Raw genomic sequence first — 19,912 nt, 5'->3', positions numbered from 1 at the left:
GTTCCAACTCCCGACAGCAACTCAACGTTTTGCCGCGACCAGCCGCTTGGAACACAGCTTGAACTAACCTTCCAATCAGCGGGCCTGTCACGCCGGAGGTCGCGGGTTCGAGCCCCGTCACTCCCGCCACTTTCGAACCGTATAAGGTTCGGACGCGGGCGGTGAAGACCGCAGCAATAACCCTTGAATCTCCATTTTGATCGGCTGCTCCGCGCTCTGCTGCAGATTGAGATCTGCCGCGGACGAAGAGGCGCGCGGCTCTCTATCCGGCTTTCCGGGCTGCGGCGCGCGAACGCCGCGGCGGCCCCACCCCACCGCCCCTGCCCTAACTTGTTGTCCTGACGCGGCTCTTGCGCAGAACCGGTTTCCGTTCTGGCCGGGAATGCTCTAAACCTGGGCTGTGCGAGCAGGCCGCCCCACCCCTGGGCGCGGCAGACAAATGACACGGCCGCTGCTGGCTTTGGCGCCGCGGCGGGACGAGAGCGGAGGGTCCGATGGACACGGCCAGCCCGGGGCGCCTGTCTTTCCTCGACCGCTGGTTCGGGGTGACGGCCAGCGGCTCCACGGTGCGCACGGAGGCGATCGCCGGCCTCACCACCTTCCTCACGATGGTCTACATCGTGTTCGTCAACCCGACGATTCTCGCCAGCGCCGGCATGGACAAGGGCGCGGTGTTCGCCGCCACCTGCATCGCCGCCGCGGTCAGCACGCTGGTGATGGCGCTCTACGCCAAATACCCCATCGCGCTGGCGCCGGGCATGGGGCTCAACGCCTTCTTCGCCTTCACCGTGGTGCTTTCATACCACTATTCCTGGCAGCAGGCGCTGGCGGCCGTGTTCTGCTCGGGCGTGCTGTTCTTTTTGATCTCGGTGTTCCGCCTGCGCGAATACGTCATCAACGCCATTCCGCGGAACCTCAAGCTCGCCATCTCGGCCGGCGTCGGCCTGTTTCTCGGCATCATCGCGCTGGAGCAGGCCAAGATCGTGGTCGCCCACCCGGTGACGCTGGTGACGCTGGGCAGCCTGCGCGAGCCGGCGGCGATTCTCTGCCTGGTCGGCTTCGTGCTGATCGCCGCGCTCAATTCCCGCCGCGTCCTCGGCGGCACGCTGGTCGGCATCCTCGCCGTGACATTGATCGGCCTGCCGCTCGGGCTCACGACCTATGGCGGCGTGGTGGCCATGCCGCCCTCGCTGGCGCCGACCTTCCTGCAGCTCGATTTCTCGCGCATCTACGAGACCGCGTTCCTGGCGGTGGTGATCAGCTTCCTGTTCATCGACGTGTTCGACAATGCCGGCACCCTGATCGGCGTCGCCCATCAGGCCGGCCTGCTGGACAAGGACGGGCGCCTGCCGCGCATGAAGCAGGCGCTGGTCGCCGACAGCTTCGCCGCCATGTTCGGCTCGCTGATCGGCACCTCGACCACCACCAGCTACATCGAGAGCACGGCCGGCGTGGCGGCGGGCGGCCGCACCGGGCTGACCGCGGCGGTGGTGGCGGTGCTGTTCCTGCTGGCGCTGTTCTTCGCCCCGCTCGCCGGCATGATTCCCGCCTATGCCTCGGCGGCGGCGCTGCTCTATGTCGCCTGCCTGATGACCCGCGGCCTCGCCGAGATCGCCTGGGACGACGCCACCGAATATGCCCCGGCGGTGGTGGCGGCCATCACCATGCCGCTCACCTATTCCATCGCCACCGGCATCGGCCTGGGCTTCATCACCTTCGTCGCCTGCAAGCTCGCCGCCGGCCGGTTCCGCGAGGTCAACATCGCTGCCATCCTGCTCGCGCTGGTGTTCGTGGTGAAGTTCGCGGTGCCGTGACCGGCTCCGGCCGCGCCAGACCGGCAGAATCAGGGCCGGAACGGCGCCAAGCGCGCCGGCCGGCGACGTCAGCGGCGCCGGATACCTCCGGAAGGACAGTCCCCATGAGGGATGACGCGGCACGCCCAACGAAGCTTTGACCGCGGAGGGACTTGGCCTTTACCTTCCGCGCATGGCGATATTAGCGGCTCTTCATCACGTCACCCGTTACGTTTACGACCGTCCCGTCAATCTCGGGCCGCAGCTGATCCGGCTCAGGCCGGCGCCGCACTGTCGGACGCGCATCCCCTCCTATTCGCTGAAGGTGGTCCCCGAGACCCACTTCGTGAACTGGCAGCAGGATCCGTTCGGCAACTGGGTGGCGCGGTTCGTCTTTCCCGAGAAGACCACCGAATTCTCGATCACCGTCGACCTCCTGGCCGAGCTGACGGTGTTCAATCCGTTCGACTTCTTCGTCGAGCCGTGGGCCGAGTCCTTCCCCTTCGCCTATACGCCCGAGATGGCGCTGGAGCTTGCGCCCTGTCTCGAATGCGAGCCGACCGGCCCGGCCTTCGACGCCTATCTCGCGGCGCTGCCGAAGGGGCCGGTCAACACGGTCGATTTCCTGGTCGACCTCAACGCCCGCCTGCAGAACGATATCCGCTACGTCATCCGCATGGAGCCGGGCGTCCAGACCCCCGACGAGACGCTGGAGCTCCGCTCCGGCTCGTGCCGTGACACCGGCTGGCTGCTGGTGCAGATCCTGCGCCGGCTCGGCCTCGCCGCCCGGTTCGTGTCCGGCTATCTGGTACAGCTCAAGCCCGACCTGAAGTCGCTCGACGGCCCCTCGGGCACCGACCACGACTTCACCGATCTCCACGCCTGGGCCGAGGTCTTCATCCCCGGCGCCGGCTGGATCGGCCTCGACCCCACCTCCGGCCTGTTCTGCGGCGAGGGCCATTTCCCGCTGTGCGCAGCGCCGCACTATCGCTCGGCCGCGCCGATCTCCGGCACCGTCGATCCCGCCGAGGTGTCGTTCGCCTTCGAGATGAAGGTCACCCGCGTCGACGAGAAGCCGCGCGTCACCTTGCCGTTCTCCGACGAGGCGTGGGCGGCGCTCGACCGGCTGGGCGAGGCGGTCGATGCCGACCTCGTCGCCAACGACGTGCGCCTCACGCTGGGCGGCGAGCCGACCTTCGTCTCGATCGACGACTACCAGTCGGCCGAGTGGAACACCGCCGCCGTCGGCCCCACCAAGCGCAGCCGCGCCGACGATCTGATCCGCCGCCTGCGCGCCCGCTTCGCGCCCAATGGCCTGCTGCATTACGGCCAGGGCAAGTGGTACCCGGGCGAGAGCCTGCCGCGCTGGTCGTTCGCGCTCTACTGGCGCAAGGACGGCAAGCCGATCTGGCGCAATCCGGACCTGATCGCCCGCGAGAACGCCCCCGTCCCCTGCTCGCCCGAGGACGCCAAGAACATCGCCTGCGGCATCGCCGAGCGGCTGGGGCTGGAGGCCGATTACGTCGTCCCGGCGTTCGAGGATCCGGCGCATTGGCTGACACAGGAGGCGAAGCTGCCGCCGAATGTGGACGCGCAGGATTCGAGGTTGGAGGATCCCGAGGCGCGCGCCCGCATCGCCAGGGTATTCGACCGCGGGCTCACCACCCCGGTCGGCTACGTGCTGCCGGTGCAGCGCTGGAACGCCAACGGCCGGCGTTGGCGCAGCGAGCAATGGAAACTGCGGCGCGAGAAGCTGTTTCTGGTGCCGGGCGACAGCCCCGTCGGCTTCCGCCTGCCGCTCGCCGCCTTGCCCTGGGTCGCCCCCGCCTCCTACCCCTACGTCGTGCCGGCCGACCCGGTCGAGCCGAAGGGCGAGCTGCCCGACCCCGAGGCGCTGCACCAGCGCATCGTGCGGGCCGGCGGCGGCACCCGCCCGGCCGACAGGGCCGAGCAGGTCAACCAGATCGCCTCGCCCGGCGGCGAGACCGACGCGGTGCGCGCCGCGCTCGCGGTCGAGCCGCGCGACGGCCGCATCACCGTGTTCCTGCCGCCAACCGAGACGCTGGAGGACTGGCTGGAGCTGATCGCCTGCGTCGAGCGCACCGCCGAGGATCTCGGCCTGCCGGTGCATGTCGAGGGCTATCCGCCCCCGGTCGATCCGCGCCTCGCGGTGCTGAAGGTGACGCCCGACCCTGGCGTGATCGAGGTCAACGTCCAGCCGGCCGCAAGCTGGCGCGAGTGCGTCGAGATCACCCGCGAGCTCTATGCCGACGCCCGGCAGGCCCGGCTCGGCACCGACAAGTTCATGATCGACGGCCGCCACACCGGCACCGGCGGCGGCAACCATGTGGTGATCGGCGGCGCGACGCCGGCCGACAGCCCGTTCCTGCGCCGGCCCGATCTCCTGAAGAGCCTGGTCATCTATTGGCAGCGCCACCCCTCGCTGTCCTACCTGTTCTCCGGGCTCTTCATCGGTCCGACCAGCCAGGCGCCGCGCATCGACGAGGCGCGCCACGATGCGCTCTACGAGCTGGAGATCGCGCTGGCCGCCATTCCCGCCCCGGGCGGCGGCTCCATCCCGCTGTGGCTGATCGACCGGCTGCTGCGCAACCTGCTGGTCGATTCGTCCGGCAACACCCACCGCACCGAGATCTGCATCGACAAGCTGTTCTCACCGGACGGGCCGACCGGCCGGCTCGGCCTCGTCGAATTCCGCTCGTTCGAGATGCCGCCGGACTGGCGCATGAGCCTCGCGCAGCAGCTCCTCCTGCGGGCGCTGATCGCGTGGTTCTGGCGCGAGCCGCAGGACGGCGCGCTGGTGCGCTGGGGCACCGTGCTGCACGACCGCTTCATGCTGCCCCATTTCGTGTGGGAGGATTTCCTCGGCGTGCTCGACGACCTCGCCCGCGCCGGCTACCCGTTCGACCCCACTTGGTTCGCCGCCCAGCGCGAGTTCCGTTTCCCGTTCTACGGCCGGGTCGAGCATGGCGGGGTGCGGCTGGAGCTGCGGCAGGCGCTCGAACCCTGGCATGTGATGGGCGAGGAAGGCACCGTCGGCGGCACCGTGCGCTTCGTCGATTCCGCGGTCGAGCGGCTGGAGGTGCGGGTCGAGGGCGTCCAGCCCGAGCGCCACGTCGTCGCCTGCAACGGCCGCCGCGTGCCGCTGGTCTCGACCGGCCGGAACGGCGAATATGTCGGCGGCGTGCGCTTCAAGGCGTGGCAGCCGGCCTCCGGCCTGCATCCGACCATTCCGGTGCACGCGCCGCTGACCTTCGACATCCTGGATTCCTGGAACCGCCGCTCGTTCGGCGGCTGCGTCTACCATGTCGCCCATCCCGGCGGCCGCAACTACGAGACGTTCCCGGTCAATTCGTACGAGGCCGAGGCGCGCCGCCTCGCCCGCTTCCAGGACCACGGCCATTCGCCGGGCCATGTCGCCGTGCCGCCCGACGAGGCGACCGGCGAATTCCCCTCCACCCTCGATCTGCGGCGACCGCCGCCGTGAGCACCGCCGTGACCGGCCGCGCGCCCCACGAGCACGATCTCGCCGCCAGCCGCGGGGCGCTGATCGACGGCTACCGGCCGCTGCCCGGCGTGCGCGACGAGATGATGGACGAAACCGGCGCGGTGCGTCCGCACTGGCAGCCGGTGCTCGACGGGCTCGCCGCGCTGGGACCGGCCGAGGTCGGCCGGCGCTTCCAGAATGCCGATCGCTATCTGCGCGACTCCGGCGTGTTCTACCGGCTCTATGACGATGCCGCCGGCGTCGAACGGCCCTGGCCGCTGTCGCACCTGCCGCTGGTGATCGATCCGCAGGAGTGGCAGGCGCTGGCCTCGGGCCTCGCCCAACGCGCCACCCTGCTGGAGCGCCTGTTCGCCGACATCTACGGCCGCGGCCGACTGGTCGCCGAAGGCCGCCTGCCCGCCGCTGCGGTGGCGGGCAGCCGCGAGTTCCTGCGCCCGCTGGTCGGCGCCTTGCCGGACAACGGCGCGGGCCTTTCCCTCTACGCCGCCGACCTCGGCCGCGGGCCCGACGGCCGCTGGTGGGTGCTCGCCGACCGCACCCAGGCGCCCTCGGGAGCCGGCTACGCGCTGGAGAACCGCATCACCATGGGCCGCGCGCTGCCCGAGCTGTTCGAGCAGCTTCACGTCGTGCGCCTCGCCGGCTTCTTCCAGACGCTGCGCGCCGAGATGACCGCGCTCTGCCGCAACGCCGATTCGCGCGTGTGCCTGCTCACCCCCGGCCCGCTCAACGAGACCTATTTCGAGCACGCCTATCTCGCCCGCTATCTCGGCTTCGTGCTGGTCGAGGGCGCCGACCTCACGGTGCGCGGCGACACCGCCCACATCCGCACCATCGAGGGGCTGGAGCGCACCGACGTGCTGCTTCGCCGCCTCGATTCCGATTGGGCCGACCCGCTGGAGCTCAATCCCGCCTCGCGCATCGGCGTGCCGGGGCTGGTGCAGGCGGTGCGCGCCGGCAACGTCACGGTGGTCAACGCGCTGGGCTCGGGCGTGCTGGAATCGCGGGCGCTGCTCGGCTTCGTGCCGGCGCTGGCCCGCCACCTCGTCGGCCGCGAGCTGGAGATTCCCAACGTCGCGACCTGGTGGTGCGGCCAGCCGCTGGAGCGCGAGGCGGTGATCGCCGACCTCGACGCCTTCGTGATCGCCCCGGCATTCGAGCCGACGCTGCCGCCGCTGCTGCGCAACGGGCCGGTGGTGGCCGCCGAGCTCGACGCGCCCGAGCGCGCGGCGCTGATCGAGCTGGTGCGCCGGCGCGGCGTCGATCTCGTCGCCCACGAGGCGGTAAAGCTCTCCACCACGCCGGTGTGGCACGACGGCAGGCTGGAGCCGCGGCCCTTCGTGCTCCGGGTCTTTCTCGCCCGCACCCGCGACGGCTGGGCGGTGATGCCGGGCGGGCTCTGCCGCGTCGCCGACCATATCGACGCCCGCGCCGTGTCGATGCAGCGCGGCGGCCGCGCCACCGACGTGTGGGTGCCCTCCGAGGCGCCGGTGGCACCGGTCACGCTGCTGCCGGCGCCCGGCCACGTCCCGATCCGCCGCAATGTCGGGCCGCTCACCAGCCGCGTCGCCGACAATCTGTTCTGGCTCGGCCGCTATGTCGAACGTGCCGAGGCAGCGCTGCGCCTCGCCCGCCTGCTCGCCGCCCGCGCCGCCGAGCGCGAGCGTCGCGGCACCGTCACCACCCGCCTGATCGAGGAGCTGATGTTGGCGTGGGAAGTGGTCGACACCCCGCCCGGCACGGTGGACCTCATCCGCCTCGCGGTGCGCGCGCTCAACCGCCACGACACGCAGGGCTCGATCCTGGCACTGGCATTGGCGGCGCGGCGGGCGGCCTCGGTCATCCGCGACCGCTTCTCGCCCGAAGCGTGGCAGGCGCTGACCGATCTCGAGATGCTGCTGTCGCGCACCGTGCCGGCCGACGTCACCGGCGCCACCGTCCTGACGCGCATCAATCAGGCGCTGCGCACCACCGCCTCCTTCGCCGGCCTCGTCCAGGAGAACATGAACCAGCTTGCCGGCTGGCGCTTCCTGGAGATCGGCCGGCGCATCGAGCGGGCGATCAACACCTGCCGCTTCGTGCGCCAGTTCGGCATCGCCGGCGCGCCGGACGAGGCGCTCGACGTGCTGCTGGAGCTTGCCGACAGCCAGATCACCTACCGCATGCGATATGTGATGGTGGCGGCGCGCGCGCCGGTGCTCGACACCGTGGTGCTCGACCCCTCCAACCCGCGCTCGGTGATGTTCCAGATCGAGCGCATGCGCGACCACATGGCGGTGCTCACCGCGCGTCTGGTGCGCGAGCCGACCTCGCCGCCCGAGCGCCTGCTGCTGCGGCTCAATGCCGGCATCGCCACGCTCGATGCCACCGACATCGACGTGCTCGACATGGTGCGCGCCGAGCAGACGCTGATGGACCTGTCGGACGCCATCTCCGACCGCTGGTTCACCCACCGCGGCGAGGCCGACGACACGCCATGATCTACGACGTGCGGCAGGTGACGACCTATCGCTATGCGGCGCCGGTGGCCACGGCGAGCCACGTGCTCCGACTGTCGCCGGTCGACCGGCCCGGCCAGCGCGTGCTGTCGATGGCGCTCGACGTCGAGCCGGCCCCGGCCGAACGCACGGAGACACGCGACTTCTTCGGCAACGGCCTCACCCGCATCGCTTTGCACACCCGCCACGAGGCGCTGGTGCTGCGCACCACCGCGCGCATCGACGTATCGCCGCTGCCAGTTCCCGAGCCCGAGGTGACGCCGCCCTGGGAGACGGTGCGCGAGCTGGCCTGGGCCTCGGCCGACCTCACGCCCACTGCGCCCGTCCACCATCTCTTTCCCAGCCGGCGGGTGCCGGTGGTGGCGGACATCACCGCCTACGCCGCCGAAAGCTTCGCCCGCGGCCGGCCGATCCTGGAATCCGGCCTGGAGCTGGCCTGCCGGATCAAGGCCGACTTCGCCTATGCGCCGGGCGCCACCGACGTCACCACGCCGGTCGCCCAGGCCTTCGCGCAGAGGCACGGCGTCTGCCAGGATTTCAGCGAGATCATGATCGCCGGCCTGCGCGGGCTGGGCCTCGCCGCCGGCTATGTCTCGGGCTTCCTGCGCACTGAGCCGCCGCCCGGCCAGCCGCGCCTGGAAGGGGCGGACGCCACCCACGCCTGGGTGTCGCTGTGGTGCGGCCCGCGCGCCGGCTGGATCGGCCTCGACCCCACCAACGCCATGCGCGCCGGGCTCGACCACATCGTGCTGGCGGTGGGCCGCGACTATGCCGACGCCGCCCCGGTCGACGGCGTGATCATCGCCACGGGCGACCACGCGCTCGACGTCGCCGTCGACGTGGTGCCGGTGGACCAACCCGCGGCCTCGGGGCCTGTGTGAGACGCGGCGGACCCTGCCCGCAGATTTCGGCGAGTGCCGCGTCCTAAAAAGTGCGCAGCGTCGTGGAGAACACCTCGGTCCCGTCGACACTGATGGTCAGCACGACCGTCAACTGATCATTCTCGTCGAGATTGACCGTGGTCGTGGACAGGGGCTGGCTCTCGCCGGCCTGCAGCTTGAACGCCCCGCCCTGTTTGGTTTCCGACTTGCCGCCCTTGCTGCTCCGCGTCAACGCCAGCGTGAACCGGCCGGCCGCATCGGTGAGAGCAAGGACGTGGCCGCGCAGGGTGATGAGATCGCTGCCCTTGCCCGACGGCTGCACCTCCACCCAACCGATCACGGACGCTGCGCCGGCAGCCATGGCAAGCCCTCCCTGTGGACTGGTTGCTTGGATCACGAGGCCCGTGACGCCGCCTGCGGCCGCTTGCAGGACGGACCTGCGCGTGGGTGCTGTCGAAGTCATCGCACTCTCCCCGGATGGAACGGCAGCGTCGGACCGAAAAAGCCAGGCGCGGGGCGGCGCTTCTGATTGACGATGACGATCGGCGGGACGCCATCGACGGCCGGGATCCCGAGCCGGTCGAGTGCCGGCAGCGTGTCCGGGTTCGGCTCCTGCAGAAGCACGCCCGGCAGGGGCTCCGCCTGCGAGGCCGGCATGCAGCGCCCGGTCGGGCGCGCGGAAGGACACGACGCGGAGAGGCGCCTGCTGGAGGCGGCAAGCCGAGCGTAGGTCGTGCCGTTTCGCGCGCTTCCCCGCTGCGGAATTTGGCGGATGTCGGACGACATCCGCGGTGGCGGACGGTGCTTCGCGTGCGCGTGGCGGCGAGGCGCCGAACTGGACGATCGCGCGATCTGCTGGACTGCGGTGGGCTTCGACTGGGCGGACGCGGCGGCGCGGCGCGTGCGCGTCTCGGACGCCGCCGGATCGGTGAGAGACAGGCTGAAGACGGCGACCCACGCCAGCGCGACAAGACGCACGACCAGGAGCGGCCGCCTGCGCCTCGAAACTGGCTTGCCGGTCAAGTTCACGAGTTCCCGCCTTCCGTGGGCGAAGGATCACCGCAGGGCGGTCATCCTTGCCGCGCCATGCCGAACGCCAAATCGCCAACCCGCCGCGCGCAGCCCGAGTTCCGGCACTGTCTCAGTACTGATTGACGATGAGCGGCATGCCGTTGCCGACGCCCATCTGGTGGATCTCGACGGCGTGACCCGAGCCGAACTGGCCGACGGCGGCCTTCAGGTTTGCCCCGCTCTGGTCGACCACGGCCGAATTGCCGGCCCCGGCCTGCCCGACGACCGCGCCCAGGTCAGCGCCTTCCTGGCGCACCGTGGCCTGGTTCTGGCTACCGAACTGGCCGACCAGCGCCGCATTGCCGCCCGCCAGCGCCCCAGCGGCGATCGCCGACTGTTCGACAGTGGTGCTGTTGCCGCTGCCGGCCTGATAGGTCGTCTGCAAATTGCCGGTGATCTGCTCGACGGACGAAACGCCGCTCTGGGCGAGGGCCGACGCCGACACGCCCAGGAGCAGGGCTCCCACGATCGCCAACTGCCGTGTCATCACACTCTCCTGCCGATCGTTGTCCCGAACAAGCATTCCGCACGATTGCCTAATACTAGGACCCTCGGCTTTGACCCGTCGTCGTCATGACCGGGCTTGTCCCAGCCATCCACGTCTTTGTTTTGAAATACATTTTAAGTCGTGGATGCCCGCGACAAGCGCGGGCATGACGAGTGACGTCTTACGGACCCTGGTATAAGCAGTCCGGAGGCGGGCGGAAGTCACGCCCGCCTCCGTTTTAGTTAGGTCACATCACTTCTGAGTGACAACGGCATGGTTATCGGTGCCCTGCTGGTTAACCCAGGAATAATTGCTAACAGCTTCTCCAGAAGTCTGAGTAACCTCAGCTTTATTCCAATCACCATTGTCCTGAGTGACATAGGAGGTGTTAGCCGCGCCACCAGAAGTTTGCGTAACCTCTGCGGAGTTATCGCTCCAGTACTGAAGGACCTTGGAATAGTTTGTTGCGCCAGCGCTACCAGTCTGGTCGATGGTGGCCGTGTTGCGGAAGCCGATCTGGTCGATATCCGACGCGTTATTATCTGCGGCGAACGCAGGCGCGGACAAAGCAAGAACGAGGGCGACGGCCGTCGCGGTCATCCTGGTCATTGTTGAGTCTCCCATGTATTTTGGAGTGGTCCGCTGTCCAGGCCCCTTCGGGGGTGGTCAGCGTGTTGCCAAGGAGAGCGTTGCGGACCGGAGTTGCATCCCCGCCACGCCCTTTGCGAAACGGACCTGTCGCCAATGCCAGTCGGCCGGCAGGTCCGCCCCCGTCGTCAGACGGAGCCCGTGTGGCCCTCCCGGGCCGAAACTGCGATATCGGCGATCCGCCCGCGGCGCGGCCAACGCGCCCCCAGGCGAACACGGCCACGACTCCGGCGCCCGGCCCCGCTGCGGGGCGTTCGCGCTCGGTGCTCGTGACATAGCGGACCAGCACACTCCGTCCCTGGTCCCGGTGCTTGCGGAGACCGGCGGCGTGCACGGTGGACTGTCGGATCGCGCGCGTCATTGGATGGTCTCCGCGACACGCGGCGCGTCCTCGCTCGTCTCCGTCGCGGCCTCCGCGCGCAGCTCGGACGCTGTGAAAGGCGTCTCCCACTGACTCTGGGATGCGCTGGCCGGCGCCCGGCTCTTGCCGTCCTTCGCCGCCTTGGCGGGTGTTGCCGGCCGTTTCGGGCTCGCCTGCTTTGCCGCCCCGCCGGGCGCACCCGCGGTTGGTGCCAGCGCGGGGCGCGCACCATTGCCGGCGGCCGGCTGCGGCGCGGGTGGGGTCGGGCTTGCCGGCGCCGCGGCCGTGGTGGCGGCCGGCGCAGGCGCCGTCGTGCCGGCGACGTCGGACGCCGCTTTCTCCCCACCGGCATCGGCCGCTTCGGCCGGCTGTTCGCCCTCGCTCTGGTTCGCCTGCGGGTGCACCGTGCTGGAGACCAGCCACTGCTCGGTATCGAGATCCCGGATCGCCTGCGACTGGAACGCCTTGTCGCGGAAGGACCACACGTTCCGCGCCGCCCCTTCGACGATCATGGCGTAGACGGCCTTTTCGATCGCCTGCTGCACGGCGATCTGCTTCGGCTCATTGGTCGAGAAGCCGGCTTCCGCGTCCAGGATCTTGTCGATCGCCACGTACTTGAAGGCGCCGCCGCGCACCGCAATCGACACGATCGTCTTGTGCGACACCACCGACAGCAGGACCTCGCCGGTCTTGGTGCTGACGACCCGCAGATAGACCGTGACCGTGTCCTCGCGGTACTGGACGTCGCCGCCCACGCCCAGGTATTTCGCCCCGATGCCGCCGGTGCGCACATTGCTGTCGAATCCGATGATGCCGCCTTCGAGCAGCACGCCCGCGAACAGCAGCGGCGGCAGCGCCTTCGGATTGACGGAGCGCTCGCCGAGATAGAGGTTGCGCATGTCGGCGATGATGCGGCGTTCCTTCAGCAGGTTGTCGAGCTTCTCGCGCTCCACCACCATGAACCAGTTGCCATTGCCGGCATCCTGCAGGGACTTGATGATGACCGATGTCGCGCCCTGCGTGACGGCGCGGGACAACTGCTGGACCACCTCGGCCGGTTTGAACTGGCCGGTCTGATCCGTATAGGAATAGACGGCGACGGCGACCTTCTGCGCCGGCGGCGGCAACTCGCGCAGCTTGGCGTTGATCCGCGTGACCGGATTGAGGACGGGCGGCAGGATGCCCTCATTCGGCTTGGCAAGGGTCTCGGCGACCGGCCCAGCGCAGCCGCCAGCCACCAGAAGACACAGCAAAGCCGCCATTAGACGCCCCATCCCTACACCTGCAACGACTGACAAGAGTTCGGTTCACACGTTCGTTCGGCCTCATACGGTTTCCGGCCGATTAGGCCGGAGAACCGCATTCCGATCGCCGAAAATCCCGTTTCTGAACAAAGGGTTTTCGGCGAGATCGTTTCCGGTATCCCGAAGGGATCAACCGGAAACCGTATCAAAGGCGCGCGCACCCGTGCTTGGCCGGGGCGCGCCTCTGCCGCAGGCTACTGCGTGATCGTCGGGATGATGATTTCGCTGATCTGGCCGGTCTTCTGGTCGGTGACCAGCAACCGAACCTCCGTCCCGGTATTGACCCAGCTCACTTCCTGGTCGTCGAACTTGATGCGCCCCTGGTCCTGGGCATTCTCGCCGAAAATCGCCTCCGAGACCTGCGACGCCAGGCTCGAATAGAGCCGAGTCTGCAGCATCTGGATGAAACGATCCGACATCGAAGTCGCGGTTTGCCGAGCGGCCGCCGCATCAGCCTTGGCCTTATACTCGTTCTGCGCGTTCGCGAGACCGAAGAGATGAGACGAATTGAGCGGACTGCCGCCGAATGACGGGCTGGTGGGCGTGTAGACAAGCTCCGAGGCGAGAGCGCTCGAAGCGCTGATCGAGAGGACAACTCCACCTGCGACCGCAACGCCGGCAACAAGATGCCGCAACGAGTAGCCCCGCAACGAAAACCTCCGTAAGGACATGCTTCCCCCCGCTCGGCTACAGCGATCAATTGCGCGAATCTTGATTACACGTAACCATCGCGTGCGGAGTCGATCAACGCGTTAGTGTTTCGTTAGCCAATTAATGTTGCGCCGGCATTAAAAAGTCCAAGTGTAGCAAATCCGCCACGCGGATGTTCGCAACTGCACTGCGCCTAGACAGTCGAACGCACGAAATCTAAATTCAGAATATTTAAAGCATGGAAATTTAACTAATTTAAGTTGCTTGTATCACCCTATGATTGTAGCTGGGACTGACTCAACCAGGAGACCAAACGGAAGGTCAGGTGGCGCGCGAAGGTGTGCCGTGCAGCATGACGGGTCCGAGAGGCGGTTCGCGGAGGAGATGGTCCGGATGCACACCACCGCAACCAACCGTGCTCCGGCGCCAATCCGCGTGGAGCCCCGCCCATGATCGACGCCTGTCGCCGGCACGGACCACCGGCCATATCGAGAGTCTGACGGGCGCGCGCCGCCCATCAAATCGTGAATTCACCCCGCGAGCCGCTCCAGCGTTCCGCTGCGGGCGGGCGCGGCGGGATCGCCGGCCAGCGTCTCCCAGCCGAGATCGGGAAGAACGGCGATGCGCTCGCCCTTCATGGTGTTGCGCAGCACGATCGCGCCGTGCCGGTCGAGCTGCTGGAGGCGGTTGCGGGCGCGGCCGACCGACCTAGTGCCGCACATGCGCGCTACATCGAGGTCGGACGGACAGGGCTCGCCCCGCATCGCCGCCTGCGCGAACAGCACGAACACGCCGCGCAGATCCGAAGGCACCGCGCGCGCGACATCGGTGACGCGCTGCCACGCCTCGGTCGCGGCCTCCTCCGGCGTCACGCCGGCCCTGGCGTCCTCCAGCCAGCTGCGGAACTCGTTCAGCCCCGGCAGCGCGCCGGGCAGGCGCTGGATGCGCCAGCGGATCTGGAAATCCTGGAACAGCGCGCCCTCGGGCCGCGATCCGGTCTCGTCCGACACCATGTCGTGCACGATCTGCCGGCAGCGCAGGTCGCGCTCCTCGGCCGGCATCGCCGGCACCAGCGGCTCCTCCGCGGACGCGGCGGCATTTTCGGCCTCGGCGATCTCGTCGAAGATGTCCGAGGTGGACGGCGCCGGCGGCGGACGGCGCTCGACGATCCTCGGCGCCGACACCGGCGCGGGGGCAAGGATCTCCTCGCTGTCGGCATCGGACATGTCGGGCGGCGGCAACAGCCGTGGCGTCACGCCGCGCGAGGCCGTCTCAACGCTGCCGACCTTGATCTGCACTGCGCGCCGGGCGATCGCCGGGCCGAGCCCGACGAAGCTGCCGCGCGGCAGATCGCGGAACATCTCGGCCTGCCGCCGCTCCATGCCGAGCAGGTCGGCGGCCCGCGCCATGTCGATGTCGAGCATGGTGCGCCCCATCAGGAAGTTCGAGGCTTCGGCGGCCACGTTCTTCGCCAGCTTGGCGAGACGCTGGGTGGCGATGATGCCGGCGAGGCCGCGCTTGCGCCCCCGGCACATCAGATTGACCATTGCATTCAACGACATGCGCCGCGCCTCGTCGGGCACGTCGCCCGAGGCCATCGGCGCGAACAGCTGGGCCTCGTCGACGATGACCAGAGCCGGATACCAGTTGGCGCGCGGCGCCTCGAACAGCCCGTCGAGAAAGATCGCCGCCGCCCGCAATTGCAGGCTCTGCTCCAGATATTCGAGGTTGAGCACGACCGACACCCGGCGCTCGCGCACGCGCGCGGCGATGCAGTCGAGGTCCGCCTCGCTTCGATTGGCGTCGACCACGATGTGCTGGAACTTGTCCGCCAGAGAAACGAAGTCGCCTTCCGGGTCGATCACGATCTGCTGGACGTGCGGCGCGCTCTGCTCAAGAATTCGGCGCAGGAGGTGGGATTTTCCGGATCCGGAATTTCCTTGCACGAGCAGGCGGGTGGCCAGCAACTCTTCCAGGTCGATCGTTGCCGCCGCGCCGCCGGCCGACGTCCCAAGCACAATTTCCAACGACACTCTCCCAGCACCGCGGGCCCCTGCCCGCGGAGGGCGGGACTTTGCCCCCGGCGGGGCGCCATCGGCAAGGCGTCAGGCGGCCTCATCCCCATCTGTGCGCCGCTGCGACCTGCTGGCCGGCTTCATCGGACACCGCATGCCGCTTCCGAAATATCGGCTTGCCGCTGGTGATACGGTTTCCGGCCGATCAGGCCGGAGAACCGTATCCCGATCGCCGAAAACCCGTTATCGAACAAGGGTTTTCGGCGAGATCGTTTCCGGTATCCCGAAGGGATCAACCGGAAACCTTATGAAACCCGCGCCTGTGGTCAGGCAGCCAAAGCGTGTTCCGTGCCGCATGCGCCTCGGCTATGGTCCGGCCGCGTGTTGATCGGGGGTGGGCCGGCCATGGCTTCGGTTGCGAAGGTTCTTCTGCTGGGCTCGGGCGAGCTCGGTCGGGAATTCGTGATTTCCATCAAACGCCTGGGCGCTCATGTCGTCGCCTGCGATGCGTACGCCGGCGCGCCTGCCATGCAGGTCGCCGACGAGGCCGAGGTGTTCTCGATGCTGGACGGCGCGGCGCTGACCGCGGCGATCGACAAGCACCGGCCCGATCTGATCGTGCCGGAGGTCGAGGCCATCCGCACCGAGGTGCTGAAGGAGTTCGAGGAAAAGGGCTTCACCGTGGTGCCGTCGGCGCGGGCCACCATCATGACGATGAACCGCGACCGCATCCGCGAGGTGGCCGCGACCGAGCTCAAGCTGCCGACCTCCCGATACCGCTACGCCGAGACGCTCTCCGAGATGCGTGCCGCCGTCGAGGAGATCGGCATCCCGTGCGTCGTCAAGCCGGTGATGTCGTCCTCGGGCAAGGGCCAGAGCACGGTGCGCAGCGCCGATGCCGTGGACGCCGCCTGGACCTACGCCGTCGCCGGCATGCGCGGCGACCGCCAGCGGGTGATCGTCGAATCGTTCATCCCGTTCGACTATGAAATCACGCTGCTCACCATCCGCACCCGCGACGGCGTGCTGTTCTGCCCGCCGATCGGCCACCGCCAGGAGCGCGGCGACTATCAGGAGAGCTGGCAACCGGCGGCGATGTCGGCCGCGGCCATCGCCTCGGCCGAGGCCATGGCCAAGGCGGTGGTGGACAATCTCGGCGGCTATGGGCTGTTCGGGGTCGAATTCTTCGTCAAGGGCGAGGACGTGATCTTCTCCGAGCTGTCGCCGCGCCCGCACGACACCGGCATGGTGACGCTGATCTCGCAGAACCTCACCGAGTTCGACCTGCACGCCCGCGCCATTCTCGGCCTGCCGATTCCGTCGATCACCCAGCACGGACCCAGCGCCTCGGCGGTGATCCTCGCCGACCGCGACGCCGCCGACTTCTCGATCTCGGGGCTGGAGGCGGCGCTGCGCCCCATCACACCGGGGGTGGATGTCGACGTGCGCATCTTCAACAAGCCGACCACCCGTCCCTATCGCCGCATGGGCGTGGCGCTGGCCTTGGCGCGGTCGGGTGATGTCGAGATCGCCCGAGCCGCCGCCCGCGAGGCGGCGAAGAGGGTGGCGCTGACCTATCATACGGTTTCCGGTTGATCCCTTCGGGATACCGGAAACGGTCTCGCCGAAAATCCCCTGTCCAGTAACGGGATTTTCGGCGATCGGAATACGGTTTCCGGCCTGATCGGCCGGAAACCGTATCACGACTGATCCTCTCCCGGCCGATCCGGCCCGGAAACGACAGTCCGTCCGCCGAACGACGACGCTGCCGGTGGGGCACCATCCGGTCCGGCCAAATCCGGTCGGATGCTCTAAGCTTTTGAGTTCTCGCATTTTCCTGCGAACACGGCTCCCACGCCTGCCGAAAATGCTCTAGGGTCGAAGCCTGAATCGGAGCCTGCCATGACTTGCGACGCCAGCGCCAACGACGGCTCGATATCCGGCGGCTTCGTCAAGGTCGGCACCGACTTCGCCTATCTGCTCGAACTGTTCTGCCAAGTCGTCGACGAATCCAGCACGGCTGCCGGCGTTTCCCCCTTCATCCGTCAATGCTTCGCGCCGGACCAGCCGGCGCCGCCGGCCGCGCCCGACGGCAATGCCGAGCGGCGCTGTCAGGCGCTGTCGATCGCGTTCCAGCTTCTCAACATCGTCGAGGAGAACACCGCCAACCAGATCCGCCGCCGCCGCGACGGCCGCCAGCGCGAGAGCGAGCCGGGGCTGTGGCTGAGCGACCTGCGCGATCTTCTCGACCGCGGCTATTCGGAGGACGCGGTGCGCGGCGCCATCGCCGATGCCGCGCTGGAGCCGGTGCTCACCGCCCACCCCACCGAGGCCAAGCGCACCACCGTGCTGGAGCATCACCGCGCGCTCTATCTCTTGCTGCTGGAGCGCGAGAACCGCGCCTTCACCGACATCGAGTTCGCGATGTTCCAGCACCGCGTCAAGGCGGCGCTGGAGCGGCTGTGGCGCACCGGCGAAATCTCGCTCGACCGCACCAAGCTGGAGAGCGAGATCCGCAACGTGCTGCATTATTTCGAGCACGTGTTCCCAGACGTCGTCGAGCTGCTCGACCAGCGCTTCCAGCAGGCGTGGCGCGCCACCTTCGGCAGCGACGCGCCGCCGATGCCGCAGATCGAATTCGGCACCTGGGTCGGCGGCGACCGCGACGGCCACCCGCTGGTGACGCCCGAGGTCACCCAATCCATGCTCGGGCGGCTGCGCCGCGGCGCGCTCGACGTGCTGCAGGCCCGGCTGGTTCAGCTCGCGGTGAAGCTGTCGTTCGCCGTGGATGATGGGCAGGCCCTGCCGCCCATGCTCCGTGCCCGTATCGACGAGCTTGCCGCCATGCTGGGCGATGACGCCGCACCCGCTCTGGCGCGCAATCCCGACGAGCCCTGGCGCCAACTGATCAATCTTATGGTGGCGCGGCTCGATCGCACACGGGCGGCGCCCAACGATCCGGCGGCCTATGCCGCGGCCGCGGCGCTGGTTGCCGATCTCGGCATCTTCGAGGAGGCGGTGCGGCAGGCCGGCGCCCCGCACGTCGCCGAGACCGACGTGCGCCCGCTCGCCGCTCTGGCGCGCGCCTTCGGCTTCCATCTGGCGCGGCTCGATATCCGCCAGAACAGCGCCTATCACGACCGCGCCATCGCGGGGCTGCTCGGTGCCGCCGGCTTCGAGCGCACCGATTATCCCGACTGGAGCGAGGCGGAGAAGCTGGCGTTCCTGGCGCGCGAACTCTCGAGCCCGCGGCCGTTCGCCGGCCTGCACCGCCGGCTCGACGCCGAGGCGGAACTCACGGTGCGGCTGTTCCGGGCGCTGAAGACCCACGCGTCCGCGTTCGGCTTCGCCGGCATCGGCCCGGTGATCGTCAGCATGACGCGCGGCGCGTCCGACCTGCTCGCGGTCTATCTCCTGGCGCGCGAGGCGGGGCTGATGGTCGACACGCCGGCCGGTGCCGCCTGCGAGCTGAGAGTGGCGCCGCTGTTCGAGACCATCGACGACCTCGACCGCAGCGACGTCATCCTCGATGCGTTCCTGGCCCACCCGATGACGCGGCGCACGCTCGACCACCTCCGCATCCGCGACGGACGGACGACGCCGGAATGTCTGGTGATGCTGGGCTACAGCGACAGCAACAAGGATGGCGGCATTCTCGCCAGCCAATGGCACCTGCATCAGGCCGAGAGCCGGCTGATGCGCGTCGCCCGCCGCCATGGCGTGCGGCTCGAATTCTTCCACGGCCGCGGCGGCACCATCGGCCGCGGCGCCGGGCCGAGCCACGCCTTCCTCAGGGCGTTGCCGGCGGGCTCGCTCAGCGGGCGCATGGGCATCACCGAGCAGGGCGAGGTGATCGCCCAGCGCTACGCCAACCGCGTCACCGCCACCTTCCACCTCGAGCGCATGATCGCCGGCCTCGTGCGCACCTCGCTGCTGCATCAGGCGGGCGAGGCGCCGCCGCACCCGCTCCACGGCGTGTGGGACGACGTGGTGACGCGCAGCCTTGCAGCCTATCGCAGCCTCGTCGAGGCGCCGGGCTTCATCACCTTCTTCCGGCAGGCGACGCCGATCGACGCCATCGAGGAGAGCCGCATCGGCTCGCGCCCGCCGCGCCGCACCGGCTCGGCAGGACTTGCCGATCTTCGGGCCATTCCCTGGGTGTTCAGCTGGAGTCAGGCGCGCTTCCATCTGCCCGGCTGGTTCGGCGTCGGCAGCGCGCTGGCGGGGCTCGAGGCGGAACGGCCGGAGGAATGGGCGGCGCTCAAGGCGGCGGCGGCCGACTGGCCGTTTTTGTGCTACGTGCTGCGCAACGTTGAGGCCAGCCTCCTGATGGCCGACCGCGAGATCATGACGCTCTATGCCGGCCTCGTCGAGGACGAGCGGCTGCGGGCGGACACGCTGGCGCACATCTTCGCCGAGTTCGAGCGGGCGCGCGTCCAGGTTGGCGCGCTGCTCGGCCAGCCGATCGGCGAAGGCCGCCCCCGCCTCGTGCGCACGCGCCAGACCCGAACGAGCGGGCTCGCATGGCTGTCGGGCGAGCAGGTGCGGCTCCTTCGGGCGTGGCGCCGGACTCGGGACGAAGACACGCTGCAGGCGCTGCTGCTCACCGTCAATGCCATCGCCATGGGCCAGAAGACGACCGGGTGAGCCCGGCGCGGCATAGCGTTTTCCCGCCGATCG

The 19,912-nt window shown here is 68.9% G+C and carries 13 protein-coding genes; 6 read left to right on the top strand and 7 right to left on the bottom strand.

The genetic code is table 11. The annotated features are described in order from the left end of the window. Positions 1–494 precede the first annotated feature (494 nt). The 4 genes from BLTE_RS04440 to BLTE_RS04425 all read left to right on the top strand — a co-directional run bounded on the left by BLTE_RS04440 (position 495) and on the right by BLTE_RS04425 (position 8,695). The gene (locus BLTE_RS04440) at positions 495–1,814 is read left to right on the top strand and encodes an NCS2 family permease (RefSeq protein WP_126397979.1); all 1,320 of its coding nucleotides are present in this window, start codon (positions 495–497) and stop codon (positions 1,812–1,814) included. A 172-nt stretch (positions 1,815–1,986) separates the two neighbouring features. Further along, positions 1,987–5,298, top strand: a complete 3,312-nt coding sequence (locus BLTE_RS04435; RefSeq protein WP_126397977.1) for a transglutaminase family protein — start codon at positions 1,987–1,989, stop codon at positions 5,296–5,298. Then, positions 5,295–7,796, top strand: a complete 2,502-nt coding sequence (locus BLTE_RS04430; protein ID WP_244600115.1) for a circularly permuted type 2 ATP-grasp protein — start codon at positions 5,295–5,297, stop codon at positions 7,794–7,796. The genes BLTE_RS04435 and BLTE_RS04430 overlap by 4 nt, the downstream gene beginning before the upstream one ends. After that, a complete protein-coding gene (locus BLTE_RS04425; RefSeq protein WP_126397975.1) occupies positions 7,793–8,695 on the top strand; it encodes a transglutaminase family protein in 903 nt (300 codons plus the stop codon). Before BLTE_RS04430 ends, BLTE_RS04425 begins: the two co-directional genes overlap by 4 nt. Positions 8,696–8,738: 43 nt before the next feature. Here the strand turns inward: BLTE_RS04425 and csgH are convergent, their stop codons facing one another. The 7 genes from csgH to BLTE_RS04390 form a co-directional block, all read right to left on the bottom strand. Then, a complete protein-coding gene (gene csgH / locus BLTE_RS04420) occupies positions 8,739–9,056 on the bottom strand; it encodes a curli-like amyloid fiber formation chaperone CsgH (protein WP_126397973.1) in 318 nt (105 codons plus the stop codon). A gap of 98 nt (positions 9,057–9,154) precedes the next feature. Further along, positions 9,155–9,718 carry a hypothetical protein gene (locus tag BLTE_RS04415; protein ID WP_126397971.1) on the bottom strand — a complete coding sequence of 188 codons (564 nt, stop codon included), beginning with the start codon at positions 9,716–9,718 and terminating at the stop codon, positions 9,155–9,157. A 118-nt stretch (positions 9,719–9,836) separates the two neighbouring features. Beyond that, a complete protein-coding gene (locus tag BLTE_RS04410) occupies positions 9,837–10,253 on the bottom strand; it encodes a hypothetical protein (RefSeq protein ID WP_160140520.1) in 417 nt (138 codons plus the stop codon). A 252-nt stretch (positions 10,254–10,505) separates the two neighbouring features. After that, positions 10,506–10,862: a hypothetical protein gene (locus BLTE_RS04405; RefSeq protein WP_160140519.1), complete on the bottom strand. Its 357-nt coding sequence runs from the start codon at positions 10,860–10,862 to the stop codon at positions 10,506–10,508. A gap of 396 nt (positions 10,863–11,258) precedes the next feature. Next, positions 11,259–12,560, bottom strand: coding sequence for a CsgG/HfaB family protein (locus tag BLTE_RS04400; protein WP_197723267.1), 1,302 nt, complete (start codon positions 12,558–12,560; stop codon positions 11,259–11,261). 200 nt (positions 12,561–12,760) lie between these two features. After that, positions 12,761–13,216, bottom strand: a complete 456-nt coding sequence (locus tag BLTE_RS04395) for a curli assembly protein CsgF (protein WP_160140518.1) — start codon at positions 13,214–13,216, stop codon at positions 12,761–12,763. Between the two features lie 531 nt (positions 13,217–13,747). Then, positions 13,748–15,250 carry a helicase HerA domain-containing protein gene (locus tag BLTE_RS04390; protein ID WP_126397964.1) on the bottom strand — a complete coding sequence of 501 codons (1,503 nt, stop codon included), beginning with the start codon at positions 15,248–15,250 and terminating at the stop codon, positions 13,748–13,750. Positions 15,251–15,637: 387 nt separating this feature from the next. Here BLTE_RS04390 and purT point away from each other — a divergent pair, with 387 nt between their 5' ends. Further along, a complete protein-coding gene (purT, locus tag BLTE_RS04385) occupies positions 15,638–16,828 on the top strand; it encodes a formate-dependent phosphoribosylglycinamide formyltransferase (RefSeq protein WP_126397962.1) in 1,191 nt (396 codons plus the stop codon). Positions 16,829–17,134: 306 nt separating this feature from the next. Then, positions 17,135–19,879, top strand: coding sequence for a phosphoenolpyruvate carboxylase (locus BLTE_RS04380; RefSeq protein ID WP_126397960.1), 2,745 nt, complete (start codon positions 17,135–17,137; stop codon positions 19,877–19,879). Positions 19,880–19,912: the final 33 nt, after the last annotated feature.

Origin of the sequence: Blastochloris tepida, from assembly GCF_003966715.1 — a bacterium.
GTDB classification, from domain to species: domain Bacteria; phylum Pseudomonadota; class Alphaproteobacteria; order Rhizobiales; family Xanthobacteraceae; genus Blastochloris; species Blastochloris tepida.
The sequence above is the reverse complement of the archived record's forward strand: the minus strand, read 5'-3'. Positions and strand labels throughout refer to the sequence as shown.